Raw genomic sequence first — 22,756 nt, forward strand, 5'->3', positions numbered from 1 at the left:
ATGGGCCGAGCCGGTCCTCCTTCCCCCACACTTTCAGGAGACTCCCTTGAGCGGATTCATTCCCAGCGGCCTGGCGGCCGATCTCGAAACCCGTGCCCTGACGGGCAAGCCCATCCGCATCGGCCTGATCGGCTCGGGAATGATGGGCGGGGACATCGTCACGCAGGTGCTGCAGATGCGCGGCGTGGTGGTGGCGGCCATTGCCGACATCCACGTGCCCGCTGCCCTGCGCGCGCTGCAGGAGGCCGGCCACGGCGGCGACGCCCATCGCGTGGTGGAGACGCAGAGTGACTTCGACCGCGCCGTCGAGGCCGGCCGCGTGGCCGTGACGCCCGATGCGCAGCTGGTCTGCCGCAGCGGCCTGATCGACGTGGTGGTGGACGCCACCGGCAAGCCCGCGGTGGGTGCCGAGATCGGCCTGACCGCCATGGAGCACGGCAAGCACCTGGTCATGATGAACGTCGAGGCCGACGTCACCATCGGCGCCTACCTCAAGCACGAGGCCGACCGCCTGGGCGTGATCTATTCGCTGGGGGCGGGCGACGAGCCCAGCTCCACCATCGAGCTGATCCAGTTCGTCTCGGCCCTGGGCTATCCGGTCATCGCCGCCGGCAAGGGCAAGAACAATCCGCTCAACATCGACGCCACGCCCGACGACTACGCGGCCGAGGCGCATTCCAAGAACCTCAACCCGCGCATGCTGGTGGAGTTCGTGGACGGCTCCAAGACGGCGGTGGAGATGTCCGCCATCGCCAACGCCACCGGCCTGGTGCCCGACGTGCCCGGCATGCATGGCCCGTCCTGCTCGCTGGAGGAATTGAGCCAGGTGCTGGTCCCGCGCGAGGACGGCGGCGTGCTCGGCCGCAAGGGCGTGGTCGACTACACCATCGGCAAGGGCGTGGCCCCGGGCGTGTTCGTGGTGGCCGAGATGGCGCACCCGCGCCTGCGCGAGCGCATGGACTACCTCAAGCTCGGCAAGGGCCCGTACTACACCTTCTACCGGCCTTACCACCTGTGCAGCCTGGAAGTGCCGCTGACCTGCGTGCGCGCCGTGCTCTACAACCGCGCCGACATGGCGCCCATCGCCCGGCCCACGGCCGAGGTGTGCGCCGTAGCCAAGCGCGACCTGCGCCCCGGCGACACGCTGGACGCCATCGGCGAGTACACCTACCGCGCCTGGGCCATGACGGCCGAGGATGCCCGCCGCCAGCGCGCCGTGCCCTGCGGCCTGCTGGAACGCGGCAAGGTCACGCAGCCGATCCGCAAGGGCGAGCTGCTGACCTCGGCCAACGTGGCCGTCGACCAGAGTTCGCGCATCGTCGAGTTCCGCCGCCGTCAGGACCGCCTGGTCTACGGCGAACTGGAGCTCGCAGCATGACGACGCCTTCCGTCCAGGGCGGCGTCGTCGGCGCCGAAGGCGTGCCGCGCGTGTTCGAGCGCTTCAGCGTCGAGCAGCTGCACGGCTTTCTGCGGCAGATGCACCTGATCCGCCAGTTCGAGGAAGGCGCCGAGCAGGCCTACATGCGCGGCCTGGTGCACGGCACCATGCACCTGTCCATCGGCCAGGAGGCCAGCGCCACCGGCGTCGGCGCGGCGCTGCGCGAGGGTGACGTGATCACCTCCACCCACCGCGGCCACGGCCACTGCATCGCCAAGGGCGCGGACCCGAAGTTCATGTTCGCCGAGTTCTTCGGCAAGGACACCGGCTACTGCCGTGGCCGCGGCGGCTCCATGCACATCGCCGACGTGGCCAGCGGCAACCTGGGCGCCAACGGCATCGTGGGCGGCGGCCTGCCCATCGCGGTGGGCGCGGCCCTGGCGCTGCGCCAGCAGGGCAAGCCCAACGTGGCCGTGTGCTTCTTCGGCGACGGTGCCAACAACGAAGGCGCCTTCCACGAGAGCCTGAACATGGCCGCCGTTTGGAAGCTGCCGGTGGTGTTCGTGTGCGAGAACAACCAGTACGGCATGTCCACCTCCACCGAGCGCTCCACGGCCGTGCGCCGCATCGCCCAGCGCGCGCAGGCCTACGACTTCCCCGGCGTGACGGTGGACGGCAATGAATTCGCCGCCGTCGCCGAGGCCGCCATCGAGGCGGTGGAGCGTGCCCGCAGCGGCCAGGGCCCCACGCTGCTGGAGTGCCTGACCTACCGCCACCGCGGCCATTCCAAGAGCGACCGCAACCGCTACCGCACCAAGGAGGAGATCGAGTCCTGGATCGCGCGCGACCCCATCGGGCGCTACGAGCAGGCGCTGCAGTCCTGCGGCCTGATCACGCCCGAGCAGGTGTCGGCCCTCGTCGACGACGTGGCGCGCGAGATCGCCGAGGCGGTGGAATACGCCAAGAACAGCCCGGCCCCCGACGCCGCATCCGTCACCGACTTCGTCTACACGCGCTCGCCCAAGGAGGCCGCCCATGTCCGTTGAGAGCCGCGAGCTGAGCTACGCGCAGGCCATCCAGGAGGCGCTGGCCATCGCCATGGAGCGCGACCCGCGCGTGTTCCTGATGGGCGAGGACATCGGCGTCTACGGCGGCGCCTTCCAGATCACGGGCGACCTGGTGCATCGCTTCGGCGAGTCGCGCGTGATGGACACGCCCATCTCCGAGCTGGCCGGCGCCGGCGTGGCCGTGGGCGCCGCGCTCATGGGCCAGCGGCCGGTGTACGAGTTCCAGTTCTCGGACTTCGCCACGCTGGCCATGGAGCAGATCGTCAACCAGGCCGCGAAGATCCGCTACATGCTGGGCGGCAAGGCCTCGGTGCCGCTGGTGATGCGCTTTCCGAGCGGCTCGGGCACCGGCGCCGCCGCGCAGCACAGCCAGAGCCTGGAGGCCTGGCTGGCGCACGTGCCCGGCCTGAAGGTGGTGCAGCCCTCCACGCCGCACGACGCCAAGGGCATGCTGCTGGCCGCCATCGAGGACCCGGACCCGGTCATGTTCTACGAGCACAAGCTGCTCTACAAGATGAAGGGCCCGGTGCCCGAGGGCTACTACACCGAGCCGCTGCACGAGGCGCGCATCCGCCGTGCCGGCGAGCACGTGACCATCGCCGCCAACTCGATCATGGTGCACAAGGCGCTGGAGGCCGCGATCGAACTGGCCGCCGAGGGCATCTCGGCCGAGGTGGTGGACCTGCGCTCGCTGCGGCCGCTGGACCTGTCCACACTGGTGGACAGCGTCAGCCGCACCACGCGCCTGGTCTGCGTGTACGAAGGCACCAAGGAGCTGGGCATCGGCGCCGAGGTGTCGGCCGCCATCGCCGAAAGCGCCGCCTTCGACCGGCTGGACGCCCCCATCATCCGCCTGGGCGGGGCCGACTGCCCGCTGCCCTACAACCCGCAGCTGGAGCGCGCGGCCGTGCCGCAGGTGCCCGACATCGTGGGCGCGGTGCGCCGCAGCGTGCGCGCGAGGGGCTGAGCATGGCCACCGAAGTCATCCTCCCGCGTGTCGACATGGACATGGCCGAGGGCAAGATCGCCCATTGGTATGTCAAGGACGGCGACGCGGTGCGCAAGGGCCAGGTGCTGTTCGAGATCGAGACCGACAAGGCCACGATGGAAGTCGACGCGCCGGCCGACGGCACGATGCACGGCATCCGCGGCGAGATCGGCGTGTCGATGCCGGTGGGCGAGATCGTGGGCTGGATCCTGGCGGCGGGCGAGGCGCCGCCGGCCGAGTCGGGCCCGGTTGCCGCCCCCGCCGCCCATGCCGAGGCCCTGTCGGACGAGCCGGTGGCGCAGGCGATCGCCCAGCCCGCGGCCATCGCTGCCGCCGCCGCGGCGGCGCCCCTCGCGGCGGAAGGCGGCCTGCTGCGCGCCACGCCCCTGGCCCGCAGCCTGGCGCGCCAGCGCGGCATCGACCTCGCCACCGTGCGCGGCAGCGGGCCCGACGGCCGCATCCTCGCCGCCGACCTGCTGGGCGGCGCCGGTGCGGCGACGGATGCGCCGGGCCTGCATTTGCAGTGGCTGCGCACGGGGCAGGGCGCGCCGCTGGTGCTGATCCATGGCTTCGGTGCCGACCTGGGCTCCTGGCGACCGCTGCTGGCGCACCTGCCGGCCACGTTGCCGGTGCTGGCGCTGGACCTGCCGTCGCATGGCAAGTCGCCCGAGTCCGGAGCCGTGGACCTGGCGGGCGTGGCGGCCGAGGTGCTCGACCGGCTCACCCGCGAGGGCGTGGAGACGGCGCATGTGCTGGGCCATTCGCTCGGTGGCGGCGTGGCGCTGGCGCTGCTGCAGCAGGCGGCGGTGCGGGTGCGTTCGCTCACGCTGCTGGCGCCGCTGGGGCTGGGCGGCGGGGCCGATCCCGCCTTCATCGACGGGCTCACGCAGGCCGAGGACGAATCCATGCTCAAGGCCGTGATGGGGCGGCTGGTGCACGAGGCCCGCTGGATCACCGGCTCCTTCGTCGCCACTGCCTTGCAGCAGTTGCAGCGGCCCGGCCGCCGAGAGGCGCTGCGGACGCTGGCCGAACGGCTGCTGCCAGCGGCCGGGCCAGCGCCGGCGCTGCACGCGGTGCTGGCGCAGGCCGACGTGCCGGTGCATGTGCTGTGGGGCCGCGAGGACCGCATCCTGCCCTGGGCCCAGGTCGAGGCCCTGCCGCCGTCGGTGGGCCTGCACCTGCTGCCGGGCGTCGGCCATCTGCCGCAGGTCGAGGCCGGCGCGTGGGTGGGGCAGGTGGCCGCGCTGCAGTGCGGTGCGGTGGGGTCGGTGGCGCAGGGTTAGGCGCGCGGCGGGGCGCCTCGGCATCGGTGTCTGGGTCGGGGCTTGGGCTTGGGCTTGGGCTTGGGCTTGGGCTTGGGCTTCAGGTTGGGTCGTGTCGCGTCAGGCGACTGCTTGAGGGTGGCGCGGGGCGGGTGGGCGCTGACCCGGCAGAGTGCGCCGGCATGCGCGCTCCCGGTGCACGCATGCCGGCGTCCTCCACCGGTTGGCACTCCAGTCGTTGGGCCTCCCTGCCGGGTGGCAACCCAGTCGTCGACTGGCCCCCATTCGTCAAGCAAGCCGCCAATGGGCCCCGTGCATCGCACAGCCGCCCCTGAAGCGGCGTCATTCAGGCGGGCACGGCGACGAAGGCAGGCCGCAGTTGCGGATGCGTGGGATAGCGCCAGACTGGCTTGGCGCCACTGAACAGGTCCAGGAAGGCGATGGCCTGCCCGGCGTCTTCGCGCACGTTCTCCAGGTAGCTGGTCCAGTGCTGCGCCACGCGCGCCTCCAGTCCTGCGTCCAGCGGCGGCGCGCCGCGCGCCACACGCCAGGCTTGCAGCAGCGTCAGCGCCGCGTCGGTCAGCACACGCACCTGCGGAGCCTCGTGCGTCGCACGCGGCAGCACCAGCGGCGGGTGGCGCAGCCATTGCCACAGTAGCGCACCGCTGGCGAAGTGGGCCACGTCCACGGCATCGCGTGCTTCGAGCGGCTGGGCCTGCTCCAGCAGCGCCGCCCAGGTCCAGAAGGCCTGCGCGAGGGCAGGGCGGTCCACCGTGGCATCGACGCCGTCGGACCCCAGGGCCCGGGCGCGGCCCAGCAGCAACGCGGCATGGGCGTCGCGGCACCAGTGCCAGCGACGCAGTTGCGCAGGGAAGTCGGGCTGGACGCTCCAGAGGTGGGCGAGTTGGGTGTCGAGCATGGGGGTCGGACGATGGCACCGGCGCCCGGGCCTGGCACCTAGTGAACACCCTTATGCGTGAACATATTGACTAGTCGATGGACAAATGTACCATTTTCTCCATCGCCAACGATCGATGGCGGGCGTGCCGTAACCGAATAACCGGCCGCCGACAACAACCTGGAGACACCATGCCCACAACGCAACAACTGCTGCTTCTGCTGACCCTGTTCTGGGCCCTCCAGGTGGCGGCGTCCTGGGTGCAGTACCGCCACTACCGCGGCGCGATGGGCGAGGCCACGCGCCGCTGGTCCGACGGCTACCTGGGCGTGGGCCAGTCCCGCCGCCGCCTGCGCGGCGGCGCCGTGGCGCTGCTGGAGGTCGATCCGGCCCTGCGCGTGCGCCGCCTGCAACTGCTGGGCGGCATCAGCATCTTCGCCCGCTTCAAGCCGCAGGAAGGCGCCGAAGGCCTGACGCTGCAGCAGCTGGCCGCCCAGGCCGAGGGCAGCACGCCCCAGGCCCTGGCCATCCGCCAGGCCATCGCCCAGGTCGAGGCCGTCCATCGGCGCCAGACCGAGCGCGCCGCCGAGGCGCCAGCAGGGCCCGCCGCCCCCGAAGGCCAGGCCGTACCGCAGCCCCAGCCCCAGGCCGCCTGACACCCCGACGTCTCACGCGCCGCGCCGTCGACGCGCGCCGCCCCCGATTTCCCCCCGTCCACTCCACAACCACAACGGAGACATTCCATGGAGACTTTCGAATTCCTCGCCCGCGCAGCGGAGGCGTTCATCGGCGTGTTCAACGCCGGCGGCAAGACCTTCGTCGGCTTCGTCACGGGCATCCTGCCGACGCTGATCGTGCTGCTCACCGCGGTCTACACCGTGATCGCCCTGGTGGGCGAGCAGCGGGTGCACCGGCTGGCGCGCTTCGCCGCCGGCAACGCGATCACCCGCTACACGGTGCTGCCCTTCCTGGCCATGTTCTTCCTGACCAACCCGATGGCCTACACCTTCGGCATGTTCGTGGAAGAAAAGCACAAGCCCGCCTTCTACGACTCGGCGGTGTCGCTGTGCCACCCCATCACCGGCCTGTTTCCGCATTGCAACCCCGGCGAGCTGTTCGTCTGGCTGGGCGTGGCCACCGCCATCACCAAGCTGGCCGAACAGGGCCATGCGCCCTTCTCGTTGCCCAAGCTCGCCCTGGCCTACCTGCTCGTGGGCCTGGTGGTGAACCTGCTCAAGGGCATCGTCACCGAGAAGATCACGATGCTCATCGCCAAGCGCGACGGCGTCGCGCTGTAAGCCGCCGCGATCCGACCGCCCCGCCCCCACCGAAAAGCACAACAAGACCAGACCCGAGGAGACCCGCGCCATGTCCAGCACTTCCGCGTTCCGTTCCGTCACCGTTTCCGCCGGCCCCGGCGGCTGGGGCGGCCCGCTCACCATCACGCCGACACCCGAGCGCGACAAGATCATGGCCGTCACCGGCGGCGACATCCCCGAGGTGGCGCGCCGCCTGGCCGAGATGACCGGCGCCACGGTGGTGGACGGCTTCCGCGCCCCGCCGCCCGAGAGCGAGGTCGCGGCCGTGGTGATCGACTGCGGCGGCACGGCCCGCTGCGGCGTCTATCCGCGCAAGCGCATCCCCACCATCAACCTGACGCCGGTGGGCAAGTCGGGCCCGCTGGCCGACTTCATCGCGGAAGACATCTACGTCTCGGGCGTGAAGGTGGAGCAGTTGCAGCCCGCCGGCGGCGCGGCGGCTGCGGCCGCCCCGGCCGCGGCGGCCATGGGCGGTGCCTTCGGCGGCGCGGCCGTCATGGCGGCCTCCAGCCGCGCGGCCGACAACCAGCCGCCGCAGGGCGGCGTGGTGGGCCTGATCACCTCCATCGGCCGCGGCATGGGCGGCGTGATCGGCGTGCTGTTCAACAGCGGCCGCAAGTCCATCGACCAGGTGCTGCGCAACGTGCTGCCCTTCATGGCCTTCGTGACCATGCTGATCGGCCTGATCAACGAGACGGGCATCGGCGGCGTGCTGGCCCACCTGCTGGAGCCGCTGGCCGGCAACGTGATCGGCCTGCTGGTGCTGTCGGCCATCTGTGCGCTGCCCTTCCTCTCGCCCATCCTGGGGCCCGGCGCGGTGATCGCGCAGGTGATCGGCGCGGCCATCATCGGCCCGGCCATCGCCAACGGCACCATCTCGCCGGCCATGGCGCTGCCGGCCCTGTTCGCCTACGACGCGCAGGTCGGCTGCGACTTCGTGCCCGTGGGCCTGGCGCTGGGCGAGGCCAAGCCCGATACGATCCGCGTCGGCGTCCCGGCGGTGCTGATCTCGCGCCAGATCATGGGCCCGACCTCGGTCGTGATCGCCTGGGCGGCCAGCTTCCTTCTTTGAGCATCCAAGACCTGTACGGAGACCCCATGATCTATTACTCCACCACCGTGACCGCCATCGGCGAGGAGGTGCCCGACCTGCTGGACGGCGGCGTGCTGATCCTCTACGCCGACGGCGCCCCGCCGGCCCTGGCCGAGGTGTCGGTGCAGCACCGCGTGGCGGCCGAGGTGCCGCTGCAATGCCCGCCGGTGGGCGCGCGTATCACGCTGGGCGGCATCGACACCCGCGTCACCGCCGTCGGCAGCACGGCCTGGGACAAGGTGCGCGACATGGGTCACGTGGTCATCAGCTTCAATGGCGCCACCGCCGCCGAGCGGCCCGGCGAGATCTGCGTCGAGGCCCTGGACGCCAACGCCCTGCGCCGCGAGATCGGCGCCGGCAGCCGCATCACCATCGCCGACTGACGCTTCCCTCGCCTGCGTTCCCCGCCTGCGCCGGCACGGCCGCGGGGCGTCGGGCGCAGCGCCCGGCCCGTCCTGCCGCCGCCTTCAGCGCGCGCGGCGGTACGCCCTCCGACCTCCCCGCGCCCCGAACTCCCCATGATCGAGTTATCCACCGTTGTCCGTGTGGTGGAAGGCCTCCACACGCGTCCCGCCGCCCAGATGGCCAAGCTGGCCAAGGGCTTCAAGTCCAGCATCCACCTGGTCCGCCAGGGCAACCCGGCGGACGCCAAGAGCTCGGTCAAGCTGATGCTGCTGGGCGTGAAGGAGGGCGAGGAGGTGCTGCTGCGCGCCGATGGCAGCGACGAGCAGGATGCGCTCGCGCGTCTGGTGCAGTACCTGCAGGACCCGCGTGCCGGCCTGGAAGAGGGCGCACTGATCGCCCCCGCCACGCACGCCGCTGCGCAGGACTGCGGGGCCGACGATGCCGACGATGCCGACGAGGCCATCGCCGACAACTGCTTCTGCGGCGTGGCCGGCAGCCGCGGCACCGCCCTGGCGCCGGCCTATGTCTACCTGCCGCAGCCGCTGGTGGCCAGCCGCCAGGTGATCGACGCCGCCGAGGTGCCGGCCGAGCTGGACCGCTTCCGCCGCACGCTGGCCGACTTCGTGCAGCCGGCCGGCGGCGGCGTGCCCAACGGCGCCGCCAGCGAGCAGGACCGGGCCATCCTCCAGGCCCTGATCGACCTGGCGCAGGACGAGGAATACGTGGGCGCCATCATCCGTGGCATCGAGGGCCGCGGCGATGCGGCGGCCGTCACGCTGCGCGTCGGCCAGGTGCTGGCCGACAGCTTCAACGCCATGGCCGACGATTACATGCGCGCCCGGGCCGAGGACATCCGCGGCGTCACGCGCCACCTGGCGGCGCGGCTGCTGGGCCAGTCGCTGCCGGACCTGCGCGGCATCCACGCGCCCTGCGTGCTGGTGGCCGCCGACCTGAGCGCCTGGGAGTTCGCGCAGGTGCCCATCCGCCATGTGCGCGGCCTGGTGTGCACCGGCGGCTCGGCCACCTCGCACGTGGCCATCATGGCCCGCACCCATGGCGTGCCGGCCGTGCTGGGCGTGCCGCTGGGCGCGCCCCAGCTCAAGGCCGCCGACACGCTGGTGGTGGACGGCACGCGCGGCCGCGTCATCGTCAACCCCGACACCGCGCAGCAGCGCCATGCCGAACGCCGCATGGCCGCCGAGCGCGAGGCCCGCGCCGCGCTCGACCGCTACCGCGACCTGCATCCGCGCACCCGCGACGGCCGCGAGATCGAGGTGGTGGCCAACCTGGGCGGCCTGGACGAGATCCCGCTGGCGCAGGCCGCCGGCGCCATGGGCGTCGGCCTGTTCCGCACCGAGCTGCTGTTCATGCAGCGCCGCAGCCTGCCCACCGAGGACGAGCAGGCCGAGGTCTACCAGCGCCTGGCCGAGGCCTTCCACCCGCGGCCGGTGATCATCCGCACGCTGGACATCGGCGGCGACAAGCCGGTGGCCGGCATCGACTTCCCCAAGGAAGAGAACCCTTTCCTGGGCTGGCGCGGCGTGCGCATGTGCCTGGACCGGCCCGAGGTCTTCAAGCCCCAGCTGCGGGCGCTGCTGCGCGCCGCCTCCGTGGGCAATGTGCGGGTGATGATCCCGATGATCAGCGACGTCGACGAAGTGCGCCGCGTGCGCGCGCTGGTCGACGAATGCAGCGCCGAGCTGACCGCCGCCGGCGTGGCCCATGCCCGCTTCGAGCTGGGCATCATGGTCGAGACGCCGGCCGCCGTGCTGCAGGCCGACGCGCTGGCGGCCGAGGTGGGCTTCTTCTCCATCGGCACCAACGACCTCACGCAGTACGTGATGGCCACCGACCGCGCCAATGCGCAGATCGCCTCGCTCTACCGCACCGAGCATCCAGCCGTCATGCGCGCCATCGCGCTGACCTGCGAGGCCGCCCGCGCCGCCGGCATCTGGGTGGGCCTGTGCGGCGAGGCGGCGGCCAACCTGGACCTGATCCCGCGCTTCGTCGACATGGGTGTGACCGAGCTGAGCATGAGCCCGGCCTCCATCCTCGCGGCCAAGAAGCGGGTGACGGAGCTGTGAGCACGGCGGCCCTGCGCGCCCTGCTCAGCGACTGCGACGGCGTCATCGTCGACAGCGAGGTGGTGGCCGACCGCGCCATGCGCGAGGTGCTGGCCGGCGCCTTCGGCGGCGTCGACGTCGAGCCGGCCCTGGCCGGCCTGTTCGGCCGGCGGGTGATCGACATCATCCGGCTGGTGGAGCAGCGGCTGGAGCGCCCGCTGACCGACGAGCACCGCGCGGCCCTGCAGCGCGACATCGATGCCCGCGTGGCCAGCCTGGCGCCGGCCATGCCCGGCGTGTACGAGGCCTATGCCGAGATCGGCCTGCCGCTGGCCATCGTCTCCAACAGCGCCTTCGACCGGCTCCACCGCAGCGTGGAGGCGTCGGGCCTGTTGCCGCTCGCCGGCCGCCACGTCTATGCCGCCGAGGACGTGGGCCGGCCCAAGCCGGCGCCCGATGCCTACCTGCATGCCGCCCGCCAACTGGGCGTGCCGCCGGCCGCCTGCCTGGTGGTCGAGGACAGCGCCACCGGCGTGCTGGCCGCCCGCGCGGCGGGCATGGCGGTGCTGGGCTTCCTGGGCGGCAGCCATGTGGATGCGGACCATGGCCGCTGGCTCACCGAGGCCGGCGCGCTGGGCCTGTTCGAGCGGATGGATCAGTTGCCGGCGCTGGTGCGCGGCTGGCCGGCGCTGGCGGCCTGAGGGACGGGGCGGCCGGGCAGTGGCAGGCTGATCGAGCAGCCGTTGCCGGGCAGCAGCCGGCTGAAGGCCCTGGCAGCCCGTGAGTCAACGACCGTTCGGGCTGAGCTTGTCGAAGCCCCGCGTGGCGCTTGGGTCTTCCGGCGATCCGCTTCTCAGGACTTGCCCGCCCCGCCCGGCAACGCACGCAGCGCCTCGCGCACCTCAGCGGGCGAGAGCAGCTCGCTCAGCACCACCGGCGCCTTCCCGGGCGCCTGCAGCACATACACCGGGACGCCATTGCGGCCCAGCGCGTTCAGCGCGGCTGCGATGGCCGGATCGCGCCGGGTCCAGTCGGCGCGCAGCAGCTGCACGCCGCGCGCGTCGAAGTCGGCCAGCAGATCGGCGTTGCCCAGCGTGGTCTTCTTGTTGACCTGGCAGGTGACGCACCAGGCGGCCGTGAAGTCGATGAACACCGGCTTGCCCTCGGCCTGCAGCTGCGCCACGCGCTCGGCCGACCAGGGCTGCCAACGCGCCTCGGACGACGCGCCGCCCGCCGTGGCTTGTGGCGCGGGTGCCATCTGCAGCAGCAGCGGCCCGAAGCTCGCGGCCAGCGCCGCGAAGCCCAGCGCCAGCGCCCCGCCCAGCAGCAGCCGGGTGCGGCCGGCCAGCGTGCCCAGTGCCCAGACCACCGCGCTGCCGGCCACCAGCAGGGCCAGCAGCGCGCCGGCGCCGTCGATGCCGGCCTGCTGGCCCAGCACCCACACCAGCCAGGCGACGGTGGCGAACATCGGGAAGGCCAGCAGCCGGCGCAGGGTGTCCATCCACGGTCCGGGCCTGGGCAGCAGCCGCGCCACCGCCGGCACGAAGCCGGCCAGCAGGTAGGGCAGGGCCAGACCCAAGCCCAGCGCGGCGAAGAGCAGCAGCGCCTGCAGCGCCGGCAGGCCGATGGCCAGGCCCAGCGAGGCGCCCATGAACGGCGCCGTGCAGGGCGAGGCCACCAGCACCGCCAGCACGCCTGAGAGGAAGTCGTTGAGCACCGGATGGCGGACCTGCGTCCCTGCCAGCCGCGCCGGCGCCAGCATGCCCACCTCGAAGACGCCCGCCAGGTTGAGCCCCAGCAGCGTGAACAGCCCGGCCAGCGCCGCCACCATGCCGGGCGACTGCAGCTGGAAGCCCCAGCCCAGCTGGGCGCCGGCCGCACGCAGCGCGATCAGCAGGCCGCCCAAGGCGAGCAGGCTCAGCACCACGCCGGCGCTGTAGGCCATGGCGGCACGCCGATGGCCGCGCCGGTCGTCGGCATGGCGGGCGAAGCCCAATACCTTGATCGCCAGCACGGGGAAGACGCAGGGCATCAGGTTCAGCAGCAGGCCGCCGGCGAATGCGCCGAGCAGGGCCAGCAGCAGGCCGGCCGGTGCGACCGGGGCCGGCGCCACGGGCGCGGCCGGGCGGGCATTGGCGTCCAGCGCCGCCTGCAGCGCAGGCGAGACGGTGGCGGGCGCGCCCACGGCGGGCCATTGGCCGTCGACCGCGGCATCGACCCGCCAGCCCACCGGCTGGCCAGCGGCCTCGGCCCTTTTGCGGTCCTCGCCGGTGAGGGCCAGCACCAGCGGCATGCGCGCGGGGCTGGCCGAGCGCTGGTCGGCCACCGGGAACTGCGCCGTCCACACGCCAGCCTCCCAGCGCTGCTGCCAGTCGGTGCCGGCGACGGCACCGTTGCGCAGCACCTCGGCGGTCTCGGGCATCAGCTCCAGCGTGCGGCCCTGCGCGGCGGCGGGCAGGCCCTCGATGCGCATTGCGAGGCTGCGGGCGTCGGCGGCGAGCTTGGCCGTGGCGGGCGCTTCGACGGCCACCGGCCGCGCCGCCCAGGCGGCGTCGAACTCGGCCCCATGGCCCGCGGTGGAACTGCGTACGGGCAGGTCGAGGCGGAACTCGCCGTCCTCGGGGATGCATTCCTTGCGGCACACCAGCCAGGTGGCCGACAGGCGGATCGGCAGCGTGGCGGTGCCGGTCAGCGCGGTGGGTGGGCGGAAGTCCGGCGCCACCGTCACGGGCACCGGCAGCAGCACCTCGTTCTCGTAGCCGTAGTTGGCCAGGCTGCCGATGAAGAGCTTGTGCGGCACCGGCCAGTCGACCTCGCCCGCGTCCAGGCCCGGGGGCAGTTGCCAGCGCAGCTCGGTGGGCAGGCCGGAATCGCCGGCGTTCTTCCAGTAGGTGTGCCACTCGGGCTGGTGGCTGATCTTCAGGCCCAGCCAGACGGTGGCGCCGGGGCCCACGCCCTGTGGCGCCTGGGCCACCAGCTCGGCGCGCACATGCGGTGTGGTGACGACGGCGCTGCCGCCGCCGTTGCTGCCGGGCGTGAGCTGGGCGGAGGCGCGGGGCAGCAGGCCCGTGGCCAGCAGGAAGGCCGCGAAGAACGGCAGCAGCCAGCGGGCAGGAAGAAGGGAGTGGGCGGTGCGCATGCGCGGGGTCGGAGCGGGGCCCGGGCCTGAAGTTCCGGCCGCCAGGGTTGTCGATCTGTTCTTGCCGCCAGCCACGGCGCATCCGTCCACGGCGTAGGCCGCCGCGTGCCGCCAGGCCGCCATCAGGTTGCCTCGCCGAAGGCCAGCACCACGCGCCGGGCCTGCGCGCCCTTCTTCTCGACCTTGGCCACGCGCAGCGCGCCGATCTCGGCGATGTTGGCCACATGCGTGCCGCCGCAGGGCTGCAGGTCGATGGGCGCCTCGGCGCTGCCGACGCGGATGGTGCGCACCGTGCCGCTGCCGCGCGGCGGCTGCACGCTCATGCTCTTGACCAGGCTGGGGTTGGCGTCCAGTTCGGCGTCGGTGACGCTGCCCACGGTCACCGGCAGGGCCTGGGCCACCAGGGCGGCCAGCCCTTCGGCCAGGGCCGCGGCGTCCAGCGCCTCGCTCATGTGGAAATCGACGCGCACCGCCTCGGGGGTGATGGAACAGCCGTTGACCGGCTGTGCCACCAGGTGGCAGAGCAGATGACTGGCGGTGTGCAGCCGCATCATGCGGTGCCGGCGGTCCCAGTCGATGGCGGCCGTGACGGTGTCGCCGGGCGCGATCCGCGCAAGAAGCGAGTCCTGACCCGGTGCGGCCAGGTGCCAGATCTCGGCGGTGGGCTTGCCTTCCGCGTCCTTGCCCTTGCGGGTGTCGGCGATGGCCAGTTCGGCACCGTCGGCCAGCCGCAGCACGCCGCTGTCGCTGGCCTGGCCGCCGCCCAGCGGATAGAAGACGGTGCGGTCCAACACCACGGTGCCGGTCGCGGCCTCCACGCGCAGCACGCGGGCGGGGCAGTCGCGCAGATAGGCGTCGGCGCGGAACAGGTCGTCGGTGGTCGTGGGCGGGATGGCGGGCGCGGCCGGCGAGGGCGCAGCCGCAGGGGCATCGGCGGTCATCCTGCGATGGTAGCCCTGGGGCCGCAGCCCGTCGGTGTGCGTACGCACCGTCTGCCAGCGGGTCACGCGCGGCGTGCGACTACACAGCCCGGGACGCCCGGCCCCGATCATCCGCACCCATGATGCGCACCGCCACCCTCACCCTTGCCGCTGCCGCGGTGCTGGCCCTGGCCGGCTGCGGCGACACCGCCAAGCTGCCCTTCGAGGCCGGCACCGGCCCCAACCCGCAGCTGCCCGCGCCCAACAAGACGCTGCTGCCCACGATGAAGGTGGCGTCCGCCACGGGCTGGCAGGACACCGCCGCGCCCACGCCATTGCCCGGCTTCAAGGTCACGGCCCTGTCTCGTGGCCTGGACCATCCGCGTTGGGTCTATGTGCTGCCCAATGGCGACGTACTGGTGGCCGAAAGCGACCGGCCCCGCAATGCCGACCCCAAGCCGGGTGGCTTCTTCGACAAGATCAAGGAGAAGGTCACCGGCCTGGTGATGAAGCGCGCAGGCTCCGGCACGCCCAGCGCCGACCGCATCACCCTGCTGCGCGATGCCGACGGCGACGGCGTGGCGGAGACGCGCACCGTCTTTGCCAGCGGCCTGACCTCGCCCTTCGGCATGGCGCTGGTGGGCAACGAGCTGTTCGTGGCCAATGCCGACGCGCTGGTCAAGCTGCCCTACACCGAAGGCCAGACCCAGGCCGGCGGCCCGGCCGTGAAGGTGACGGACCTGCCCGCCACCTTCAACCACCACTGGACCAAGAACGTCATCGCCAGCCGCGACGGCGCCAAGCTCTACGTCACCGTGGGCAGCAACAGCAACATCGCCGACTACGGCATGCAGCACGAAGAAGGCCGTGCCGCCATCTGGGAGGTGGACCGCGCCACCGGCGCCAAGCGCCTCATGGCCAGCGGCCTGCGCAACCCCAACGGCATGGCCTGGGAGCCCGACACGAATGTGCTGTGGACGGTGGTCAACGAGCGCGACGAGATCGGCAGCGACCTGGTGCCCGACTACCTGACCTCGGTGCGCGACGGCGGCTTCTACGGCTGGCCCTGGAGCTATTGGGGCGGCGTGGTCGACACCCGCGTGCAGCCGCAGCAGCCCGAAAAGGTGGCCACGGCCATCCGTCCCGACTATGCGCTGGGCAACCACGTGGCGCCGCTGGGCCTGGCCTTCTCCAGCGCGCGTGGCATGCCGGAGGAATTCGCCAACGGCGCCTTCATCGGCGAGCACGGCTCCTGGAACCGCAACCCGCCCTCGGGCTACCGCGTGAGCTTCGTGCCTTTCATCGGCGGCAAGCAGTAGCGCGACGTTTGGTTTGATCCGGAGGTACGTTTGATTTGATCCGGGATTTTCAGCGAATAACAGCATCCCTCGATAGCTGCCCGCTGGTGATGAGCCGAGCGAGCTTGCGCGCGCCAAGGTCGAAGGTCGCCGCACGGTGCGCAACGTTGGGGTGATTGTTCTGCTTAACGTCTGAATAGCCGGGATAGCTCGTGGTGTATCCGGCGTCCCAGCCGGGCGCCGCACCGGTCATCGTCCGTGTCCCCTCGTCCCAAGCAAGCGAGTCGCCGCCGTTGGCGCTGACGAAGTCGAAGCTCATCTTATCAATCTGGACGAGTGGCACGCGTAGTTCGCGCGCCAGAGCCGCGATGGCGGCGTTGTACGCATCCCAAAGGCGGACACCCATGAGCAACCCGCTGCCGCTGCGATTCGCCCTCACATATCGCTTGGAAGGCGGGACCGGCAGCAACGTCTCGTTTTCTGCCACTGACACGCGGTGGTACATGGTCCGCGTGGCCGCCTCGGAAGCCAGGAGCGTGCCGCCACCAATCGTGGCCGTCGTGTTGTTGAGGGCGGTGATTACGTGATCGACACCCGCATTCGGACCATCGGTGAAACGCAGGATCGACCCAACCTTGATTTTTCCCGAGCCCCACTGCGGAGTCTGGAACGCGGCCCCATTTGTGATGGTCATGGCTGCCGCATCGACGGTGTAGATGAGCTGGACGCGAAAAGTTGGCGTTGGCCAGTTCCATCCGTCGAGGGCGTCCGTGCCTGCCCCCTGCCACGTCAAGAGCGGGTGCGGGTGCATTGTGGTCTGCAGCACCGGCAGGAATCCAGCGGAGATAGCCTGCTGGCACACCGTCCGGAGGCCGTTGATCTGCCCTGGCCGAGTCGCTGCCGTGAACTGACCAAAAGCAGAGGCGGCATTCATCCCCGGCGTCAGGAGGAGAATCCTGCCGGACTGGAACGCTGCCGACCGTGCCGCGAATTGGGCCGGCGCTTGGTTGTCGAACGAGCCGCCCACGCTCTGGTTTTCGAACGGGAAGGCAAAGTTGCCAACCAACCCGAACTCCTCCGCGAAAATTTCAGCCATGCGCTTCACGGGCGCGTAGTTGTCGTCACGCACGACACTGGAGGGGTGGTAACTGCCCGCACCGAGTCCCACCGATGTCCCGACGCTCACCAGCGGGATCTGGTTGTCGGTTTGCGTCACTACGCCGTTGGAGTAGGTCTGCGCACCGTAGGGGGTCGTCGTCACCATCGCCTGAATGGCGGCCACGATGGCGTCTAGAGGTTCTCCAACAACGCCGGTAGCGGGGCGCTGCACCGACGTGAGGAGAAAGTTGTTACCGGGCGCTCCGGTGTACATCACGGTGAGGTTGGAGAACGCAGGCAGGGCGCTGGTGTATGCGCCCCCGCCGGCGGCGGCGACCCCGATCCATGCGTAACCGTTCACCCGAACCCGAAGACTCTGCCCTTCGGCGGTACCGACGTTGCCGAGGCGAATCGTGAATTGCTGATTCCGCTTCAGTGCCTGCAGCCCAGGTGCCTCCGGGATCGAAATGTCCACGTCGGCCGTACCTGCAGCCACCGACCCGTCGGCGAACAATGGCTTGCCTTCGAGTCGTGATTGCGCCCAGCTCAGAAGAAGGTAGTTGTTCCCTGGGCCGTCAGCCCACATCACCGTTAGGTCAGTGTTGGCAGGAATGACCTCGGTGACCTGCGTTGAATTGAGGACCACCGGATACTGCCCGCTGCCATTGAGGCGCAGCCGCAGGGCCTGGCCTGCGGTCGTAGCTTGGGCAATGCGAACGACAAAAATGGCACCGCGCTTGTACGACAGCGTGTACGGATCGTCCAGAACCGTGGCTTCCATGTCCGATGTGCCAGCCGCCACCGTCGCGGTGGCGACTCGCGGCTTTCCAGCCCTAGCATCCATCCACAGTGCATCGTCGAAGAAGCAACGGTAGTGGTTGCCACCGCCGTTGACGATTCGCTCCATCACGTACCAGCGCCCCTGGATCAGCGGGTTCTTCTCCCCGATTTTTTGCATGGCTGCATCGAAGAAGTTCGTTGCGATGCCTTCGGGCATGCGAGCGAGAACGAGGCCGGTATTTGTTGCCGGCGCCCTGAAGCGAACCCAGTCCCCATTGATGACGGTGTCGCCGTTCGGGTATGTGAAGGTCCAGTCGTTGACGTCAGCGCCTGCGCCGGTAAGTGCGACCGTGGCGTTGTGCAAACCGACGCGATTCGCAAAGGTCCGCTCTGCCGTGATGTCTTCTGCCCTGGGCAGGGTCTGCACAGTAACTGTCGTGGTCGGCCCCGTCCGTCGCAGGCAAGTCAGCGCCGTGTAGCCGTCCGTCGCATTCGGCAGCACCCACCACACGCTGTCGGGCAGTGCGGTGGACGGATAGGCGACAAGGCCGTCTGCACGCGTCGCTACGATGCGACCAGCGGCCAACGCTGCTCCACTTGCCGCGCTCGCGATGCTGGCTTGAACAGTGGCGATGCCGGCCTGAGTAGTTGACGCGGCAGCAGACACCCCAGCTTGATCACGCTTCGCGGTCACATCGCCTACGATGGCCGCGACATTGCCGAACTGTTCGGCAACCGGCAGCACGACGTCTTTTGCCGCCAATGCCAGGCTGGCAGACTCACCAGCTGCGTCGGAGAACCAGCGAGACGCCTGGACTTCTGCTGCCGCCTCGTAGAGCTGCGGCCACGGCGCTGGGTTGATCTTGGCCGTGACCAACGCTTCGACATCGCCGGCCGGGACCGTAACCGTCTCCCTCAGCAGCACTTGGCCGTTAGCCTGTACCAGCATGTCGTAGTGCGTGCCGCCATCGCCACGGGTATTCGGCCAGACGACCAAGATGTAGTCGCCGGTCGCCGCAGGGTCTTCGGTCGCATCCCACTGCAGTGGCACGATGTCTGTGCCGTCCACTTGGTAGGCCGACAGGTGCAGGCTCACCTTCGCGCCGCCGAGCGGGTTGCCAGCGGCGGACAGCAAGCGCAGTCGCAGCGCGCGCGTGGCAAGGCTCATGCGTCGGCTCCGGTCGAGGATTCACTGATTGCAGCGTCGCCGGCTGGCTCGGCCTCGGGTGCGGCGGTCACCGGCGCCGGAGCGACGAACGCTGGCAGCTCGGCGACCAGCTCAGCCATGGTCGGCTCCTCGCGCTCGCCGGCCTGGACGGCAGCGAGCACCGAATAGCAAGCGGCCCAGACCTGGCTGCGCCAGGCCCGCAGTGCCTGGCCCTCGGCCTGGAAGCGCGGAACGGCCGGCTCGTCGGCGTAGGTCACGGCGGTGAAGATGCCGTCATAGCCCAGGGCTCGCGCGACCGCGTCAAGCTGGCCTTGAACGGCGGTTTGAAGGGCCTTCACACGCTCTTCAGGCGAGGGTTCGGCCGGCGGCTGCGGCGCGGGCTCCGGCACCGCCTCGGGCGCCGGCACATCCTCCAGCAGCCACACGCCTTCCGTGCTCAGGCGCAGCAGTTGGCCGGCCGGGATGCTGCCCTGCAGCTGGCGGGTGCCCGGGACCTCAACCAGCTCCACGCCGACGGGCAGCGGCGCGGTGGAAGCGAAGGCCGGCAGCATGAAGACGCCGGGTTCGCGGGGCGACTCTTCGCAGAGCCAGGAGCCCGCATACAGGCGCGAGGCCGGATCGTAGAAATGGGCGTGCATCGTTTCACCTCACCATTCGTACTTGAGATAAACCGGCCAGGCGATGTTGCGCATGCGCGCTTCGCTGCCTTGGGAAGCGATGGAGATGTTTGCGAGCTGCGGCTGAATGGTCGCGCCCGTGGTCTGCCCGTTCGTGACGAACTCGTGCTGGTGCGCCCCGTCCGTAGGCAGGTTGACCAGGTTGTCCAGGCTGAACGCACTGGAAGTGGTTCCGCGGTCCGTGTCTGCGAGCTGCTCAGGCACCCGCGTCCCGCCATGGTTGTGCCCACCGGCCACATTCGTCGCGCCCGTGTGTGCATGCGGCGACTCGATGATGATGTGACCGTGCGGCGTCTGGATGGTGTCGTGGCCGTGCGCCTGGTTGGCTCCGCCCTGCCAGGAGCCGATCAAGCGGCCGATATCGACTCCCCGGCCGCCATCCAGGAACCGCAGAGCTTCGCCCCCCACCAGCGGGATGCGGAAAGTTGTCGAGCCGTCGCCGCTGCTGAACCACCCCCAGCGGTCGGCAAACCATTCCGCCTCGGTGACGGCGCCCACCGCCTGGACGTGCTCCCACAGCTCCGGGAACGCAGTACGGGAGAGCAGCACGCCGTTGATGCGCATGTGCTTGGGCGGCGGGTCGGGCTGCAGAAAGATGGACACGCGGCCAGGGCCGTCCGAAGAAGCCGCGCCGATCAGCTTGTTGATCGCCTGCAGCAGGACACGGTAGGTCGCCGGAATGTCCGGGTCGAACTGGACGCCCGCCAGTCCGGCCTCCTTGATGATCTCCATCATCGACCAGGTGACCGAGTTCAGGTCCTTGTCGCTCACGGCCGTCGGCACGGCTTGATTCTCCCGGTGCATGCGCTGCCCGGTGCCCGTGTGCGTGAAGTAGCCGTTCGATAGGGTGTAGTCCACCTTGCCCCCTAAACCAGAATCAGGTTGATGTGAAAGCGTGCCGGCACCACGCGCTGGAGCAGGCACGCGAGGTCGCTGCCCGTCTTCGTGCCGTAGATGAGGCGGTCGCCGACCTTGGCCGTGCCGACACGCATGCGCCCCGCCGGCAGCGTGGCCGTGACGTACAGCTCGCCATCGAGCCGCCCCATGTGGGACCCAACGCGCATACCGACCCGAAGCGGGGTGTTGTAGGCAACCGTGGCCGGATAGCCGACGCTGGCGCAGAGGGCGGCCAGCACGTCGGGCGCGGCCGGGCTGGAGTCCTCGTAAGGCAGCTCTGGCCCGCGCAGGCGCATGAGCAGCATTTGCCGCCGCGTGGTGTCGTCGCTGGCAAAGCAGGCGTCGGGTAGGCCCGTGGCTTCTTCCCACTCGGCCACGCGCGTCGTCGTGTGGGGCTGCCAACCGGCCACCGTTGCCGAGGTGAAGCGGTGCAGCTCGTCCAAGCTGCCAGCGATGCCGCGGACGGTCCGCATCAGCACGCTGGCCGGCGAGCGCGGCCAGGCGAAGCCCTGGGGCAACAGATAGGCCAGAGCCTGGGTGAAGCGATCAGCGCTCATGTGACGAAGTTCACCGTACCCAGCGCCAGCAGTGCGTCGAAGGTGGGCGCCGTGAACACGCCGCCGGGCTCCAGCAGCGGGGATAGCACCGTATGGTTGTACTCGCCCACCACGCCGCTGATCACCTCGCTGACGTGCGAGTGGGGCATGCCGCCGCCCGGCGTGGGCTCACGGAAGTAGAGGTCTTGGAGCGCGGCGATGGTGGCCTCGCGGTTGGCCGCCGTGTCCGGCCGGAGCCGAATCGTGTAGTTGTGCACCACGGGCGCCGCGATGATCACGTGCAACTCGTCCGGCGGGCCGCGACGCGGATCGCTGATGTAGTCGCGCACCATGAGTCGCTGTGACTCGGTGGGCAGGCCAGGCGCCACGTTGCCGTCGGCCATGATGATGACGCCGGCCGAAGTCGGCCCGGCCGGGTTGCGCACGCCCCAGGCGCGCGTGATGCCGGGCAGTGACATCGCCCAGCGGGCGTAGTCGCCGGGCGACCCGCCCCGAGGCTCATTGCTCAGACGCTGCTGCAGCCGGTAGACGGCCGCGTCGTCCTTCTCCACGTCCACGCCGCCGCTGATGCCATCGCCGCCAACCGTCCATGTGGCGTCGATGCCGTTGACCGGCGACACCAGCTGCAGCGTCGAGCTGGCGGCCAGGTTCCCGCCCACGCCCGCCACCAGCGCGAGCACCGCCACTGACACCGCGCCACCCGAGACGGTCGCGTCGGCGGTGACCTTGTACTGGCGCCCGTCGCTTGTTTGCAGCAGCGTTCCAGCCGCCACCACGGCGTCATCCACGCCGGTGCCTGCCACCGCCAGCCCCGAGGCCGCCGCCGCCCCCTTGCGCGGCAGCTTGTACGTCTCGAGCCACCCATCAAGGAAGGCGCCCGCTGACTTGATCGGAATGGCCTGGCGTGCGATGAAGTCGCGCAGGTAGCGGTAGGCGCCGTGCAGGCCGAGTCCCTCGACGAAGGCCAGCGCCTGGATGTTGCCGCGCGCCAGCTCCAGGTCTGCCGCGGTCAGCTTCGCGGGATCGGCGGCCTGAGCCGCCTGCGCCAGCGACTGCTGCAGCAGCCGGGCGGCGTTCTGCGACAGCTCGCCGATGGAAGGGATAGGAACCTGGAGCGGACTCACGGCCATCACTGCACCCCGCGCAGGAAGCTCGTGCCCCAAAGCACGTCATAGACCGGCTGCAGCTGATCTGCCTGGTAGATCGTCACACGCAGCGCGAGCCGGTCCTCGCGCGGGCCGGCCCACAGCGCTTCGACCTCGATACGGCTGGCGATCTCGGCCTCCACCATCCAGGCCAGACTCTCGCGCGCCGTAAACCGCGCGGCCTCTAGCACCTCGGCCACGGTCTTGGTCGAGTAGTAGAGCCAGAGCAGCGACCCCCAACCCGTCGGCTGCTGGTCGAAGCCCGCGCCCATGAACTCGTCGCCCACCCACCCTCGGCGGTCGGTCTGCCCGTAAGGCAACCTGTCGTCGGGGCCAGCGCGGCGATCCGTGAACAAGGAAATGATGACGGCAGAGGACAGCGTGTCCTCCAGCTGCAGAGCAAACGTCTGCAGCACCTCGACGCCAGGCACCGGCGCGCCGCTGGAGTAGTCGGTGAACGGGTAGGAGGTGGCGGCGGCCGGCGCGGTCAGCTGCCAGTCGAACGGCACCGAAAGTGCCGCCGACACGTCATCGAGCCGCTGCGGGCGAGTCGCCAAATCGAACATGTGGCCATGATGTCGGCCACCCGCCAAAGGGTCATGGT

General features: G+C 70.7%; 20 protein-coding genes. 11 read left to right on the forward strand and 9 right to left on the reverse strand.

All coding sequences use genetic code 11. From position 1 onward, the window contains the following. Window positions 1–46: 46 nt before the first annotated feature. From KBC94_RS23360 to KBC94_RS23375, 4 genes are read left to right on the forward strand one after another with little or no spacing between them, the layout of a single operon-like run. The gene (locus KBC94_RS23360) at window positions 47–1,378 is read left to right on the forward strand and encodes an NAD(P)H-dependent oxidoreductase (protein ID WP_017758324.1); all 1,332 of its coding nucleotides are present in this window, start codon (window positions 47–49) and stop codon (window positions 1,376–1,378) included. Beyond that, entirely contained in the window at window positions 1,375–2,424 is a 1,050-nt protein-coding gene (locus KBC94_RS23365; RefSeq protein ID WP_294375943.1) for a thiamine pyrophosphate-dependent dehydrogenase E1 component subunit alpha, read from the forward strand. Before KBC94_RS23360 ends, KBC94_RS23365 begins: the two co-directional genes overlap by 4 nt. Continuing rightward, complete coding sequence (locus KBC94_RS23370; protein ID WP_294375946.1) at window positions 2,414–3,412, forward strand: alpha-ketoacid dehydrogenase subunit beta; 999 nt, start codon at window positions 2,414–2,416, stop codon at window positions 3,410–3,412. The genes KBC94_RS23365 and KBC94_RS23370 overlap by 11 nt, the downstream gene beginning before the upstream one ends. 2 nt (window positions 3,413–3,414) lie before the next feature. After that, complete coding sequence (locus tag KBC94_RS23375; RefSeq protein ID WP_294375949.1) at window positions 3,415–4,716, forward strand: acetoin dehydrogenase dihydrolipoyllysine-residue acetyltransferase subunit; 1,302 nt, start codon at window positions 3,415–3,417, stop codon at window positions 4,714–4,716. 325 nt (window positions 4,717–5,041) lie between these two features. On the opposite strand, the gene KBC94_RS23380 is transcribed toward KBC94_RS23375, so the two are convergent. After that, a complete protein-coding gene (locus KBC94_RS23380; RefSeq protein WP_294375952.1) occupies window positions 5,042–5,614 on the reverse strand; it encodes a hypothetical protein in 573 nt (190 codons plus the stop codon). A gap of 170 nt (window positions 5,615–5,784) precedes the next feature. On the opposite strand from KBC94_RS23380, the gene KBC94_RS23385 reads away from it, so the two are divergent. From KBC94_RS23385 to KBC94_RS23410, 6 genes are all read left to right on the forward strand, one after another. Then, window positions 5,785–6,249 carry a transcriptional regulator GutM gene (locus KBC94_RS23385; RefSeq protein ID WP_294375955.1) on the forward strand — a complete coding sequence of 155 codons (465 nt, stop codon included), beginning with the start codon at window positions 5,785–5,787 and terminating at the stop codon, window positions 6,247–6,249. Window positions 6,250–6,336: 87 nt separating this feature from the next. Next, window positions 6,337–6,891 (forward strand): PTS glucitol/sorbitol transporter subunit IIC, encoded by a 555-nt coding sequence (locus tag KBC94_RS23390; RefSeq protein ID WP_234197908.1) that lies wholly within the window; start codon window positions 6,337–6,339, stop codon window positions 6,889–6,891. Between the two features lie 70 nt (window positions 6,892–6,961). Beyond that, a complete protein-coding gene (locus tag KBC94_RS23395) occupies window positions 6,962–7,984 on the forward strand; it encodes a PTS glucitol/sorbitol transporter subunit IIB (protein WP_294375961.1) in 1,023 nt (340 codons plus the stop codon). 26 nt (window positions 7,985–8,010) lie between these two features. Then, entirely contained in the window at window positions 8,011–8,388 is a 378-nt protein-coding gene (locus tag KBC94_RS23400; RefSeq protein WP_017761672.1) for a PTS glucitol/sorbitol transporter subunit IIA, read from the forward strand. Window positions 8,389–8,523: 135 nt separating this feature from the next. Next, window positions 8,524–10,494 (forward strand): phosphoenolpyruvate--protein phosphotransferase, encoded by a 1,971-nt coding sequence (ptsP, locus tag KBC94_RS23405; protein WP_294375966.1) that lies wholly within the window; start codon window positions 8,524–8,526, stop codon window positions 10,492–10,494. After that, window positions 10,491–11,174, forward strand: coding sequence for an HAD family phosphatase (locus KBC94_RS23410; protein WP_294375969.1), 684 nt, complete (start codon window positions 10,491–10,493; stop codon window positions 11,172–11,174). The genes ptsP and KBC94_RS23410 overlap by 4 nt, the downstream gene beginning before the upstream one ends. A gap of 152 nt (window positions 11,175–11,326) precedes the next feature. Here the strand turns inward: KBC94_RS23410 and KBC94_RS23415 are convergent, their stop codons facing one another. Together KBC94_RS23415 and KBC94_RS23420 are read right to left on the reverse strand one after the other, a co-directional pair. Further along, a complete protein-coding gene (locus KBC94_RS23415) occupies window positions 11,327–13,612 on the reverse strand; it encodes a thioredoxin family protein (RefSeq protein WP_294375975.1) in 2,286 nt (761 codons plus the stop codon). 122 nt (window positions 13,613–13,734) lie between these two features. After that, a complete protein-coding gene (locus KBC94_RS23420; protein WP_294375978.1) occupies window positions 13,735–14,553 on the reverse strand; it encodes an alanyl-tRNA editing protein in 819 nt (272 codons plus the stop codon). A gap of 122 nt (window positions 14,554–14,675) precedes the next feature. Between KBC94_RS23420 and KBC94_RS23425 the strand changes: the two genes are divergently transcribed. Next, window positions 14,676–15,851, forward strand: coding sequence for a sorbosone dehydrogenase family protein (locus tag KBC94_RS23425; protein ID WP_294375981.1), 1,176 nt, complete (start codon window positions 14,676–14,678; stop codon window positions 15,849–15,851). Window positions 15,852–15,900: 49 nt separating this feature from the next. Here the strand turns inward: KBC94_RS23425 and KBC94_RS23430 are convergent, their stop codons facing one another. The 6 genes from KBC94_RS23430 to KBC94_RS23455 form a co-directional block, all read right to left on the reverse strand. Continuing rightward, window positions 15,901–18,876, reverse strand: coding sequence for a hypothetical protein (locus KBC94_RS23430; RefSeq protein ID WP_294375984.1), 2,976 nt, complete (start codon window positions 18,874–18,876; stop codon window positions 15,901–15,903). Then, window positions 18,873–19,427, reverse strand: a complete 555-nt coding sequence (locus KBC94_RS23435; protein ID WP_294375986.1) for a hypothetical protein — start codon at window positions 19,425–19,427, stop codon at window positions 18,873–18,875. Before KBC94_RS23435 ends, KBC94_RS23430 begins: the two co-directional genes overlap by 4 nt. A gap of 96 nt (window positions 19,428–19,523) precedes the next feature. Next, window positions 19,524–20,411 carry a hypothetical protein gene (locus KBC94_RS23440; protein ID WP_294375988.1) on the reverse strand — a complete coding sequence of 296 codons (888 nt, stop codon included), beginning with the start codon at window positions 20,409–20,411 and terminating at the stop codon, window positions 19,524–19,526. Between the two features lie 8 nt (window positions 20,412–20,419). Continuing rightward, window positions 20,420–21,007 (reverse strand): putative phage tail protein, encoded by a 588-nt coding sequence (locus KBC94_RS23445; protein WP_294375991.1) that lies wholly within the window; start codon window positions 21,005–21,007, stop codon window positions 20,420–20,422. After that, a complete protein-coding gene (locus KBC94_RS23450) occupies window positions 21,004–22,137 on the reverse strand; it encodes a baseplate J/gp47 family protein (protein ID WP_294375994.1) in 1,134 nt (377 codons plus the stop codon). Before KBC94_RS23450 ends, KBC94_RS23445 begins: the two co-directional genes overlap by 4 nt. Then, a complete protein-coding gene (locus tag KBC94_RS23455; protein ID WP_294375996.1) occupies window positions 22,137–22,718 on the reverse strand; it encodes a phage GP46 family protein in 582 nt (193 codons plus the stop codon). Before KBC94_RS23455 ends, KBC94_RS23450 begins: the two co-directional genes overlap by 1 nt. Window positions 22,719–22,756 lie beyond the last annotated feature (38 nt).

The organism is Pseudacidovorax sp. (genome assembly GCF_017991995.1).
Lineage (GTDB): Bacteria > Pseudomonadota > Gammaproteobacteria > Burkholderiales > Burkholderiaceae_C > Xenophilus.

Bases quoted from the DNA above. Each gene is read 5' to 3' on its own strand.
- KBC94_RS23430 (WP_294375984.1), bottom strand. From the start codon at position 18,876: ATGAGCCTTGCCACGCGCGCGCTGCGACTGCGCTTGCTGTCCGCCGCT.
- KBC94_RS23445 (WP_294375991.1), bottom strand. From the start codon at position 21,007: ATGAGCGCTGATCGCTTCACCCAGGCTCTGGCCTATCTGTTGCCCCAG.
- KBC94_RS23450 (WP_294375994.1), bottom strand. From the start codon at position 22,137: ATGGCCGTGAGTCCGCTCCAGGTTCCTATCCCTTCCATCGGCGAGCTG.
- KBC94_RS23390 (WP_234197908.1), top strand. From the start codon at position 6,337: ATGGAGACTTTCGAATTCCTCGCCCGCGCAGCGGAGGCGTTCATCGGC.
- KBC94_RS23435 (WP_294375986.1), bottom strand. From the start codon at position 19,427: ATGCTGCCGGCCTTCGCTTCCACCGCGCCGCTGCCCGTCGGCGTGGAG.
- KBC94_RS23395 (WP_294375961.1), top strand. From the start codon at position 6,962: ATGTCCAGCACTTCCGCGTTCCGTTCCGTCACCGTTTCCGCCGGCCCC.
- KBC94_RS23415 (WP_294375975.1), bottom strand. From the start codon at position 13,612: ATGCGCACCGCCCACTCCCTTCTTCCTGCCCGCTGGCTGCTGCCGTTC.
- KBC94_RS23380 (WP_294375952.1), bottom strand. From the start codon at position 5,614: ATGCTCGACACCCAACTCGCCCACCTCTGGAGCGTCCAGCCCGACTTC.
- KBC94_RS23375 (WP_294375949.1), top strand. From the start codon at position 3,415: ATGGCCACCGAAGTCATCCTCCCGCGTGTCGACATGGACATGGCCGAG.
- KBC94_RS23365 (WP_294375943.1), top strand. From the start codon at position 1,375: ATGACGACGCCTTCCGTCCAGGGCGGCGTCGTCGGCGCCGAAGGCGTG.
- KBC94_RS23370 (WP_294375946.1), top strand. From the start codon at position 2,414: ATGTCCGTTGAGAGCCGCGAGCTGAGCTACGCGCAGGCCATCCAGGAG.
- KBC94_RS23385 (WP_294375955.1), top strand. From the start codon at position 5,785: ATGCCCACAACGCAACAACTGCTGCTTCTGCTGACCCTGTTCTGGGCC.
- KBC94_RS23455 (WP_294375996.1), bottom strand. From the start codon at position 22,718: ATGTTCGATTTGGCGACTCGCCCGCAGCGGCTCGATGACGTGTCGGCG.
- KBC94_RS23420 (WP_294375978.1), bottom strand. From the start codon at position 14,553: ATGACCGCCGATGCCCCTGCGGCTGCGCCCTCGCCGGCCGCGCCCGCC.
- KBC94_RS23425 (WP_294375981.1), top strand. From the start codon at position 14,676: ATGCGCACCGCCACCCTCACCCTTGCCGCTGCCGCGGTGCTGGCCCTG.
- KBC94_RS23400 (WP_017761672.1), top strand. From the start codon at position 8,011: ATGATCTATTACTCCACCACCGTGACCGCCATCGGCGAGGAGGTGCCC.
- ptsP (WP_294375966.1), top strand. From the start codon at position 8,524: ATGATCGAGTTATCCACCGTTGTCCGTGTGGTGGAAGGCCTCCACACG.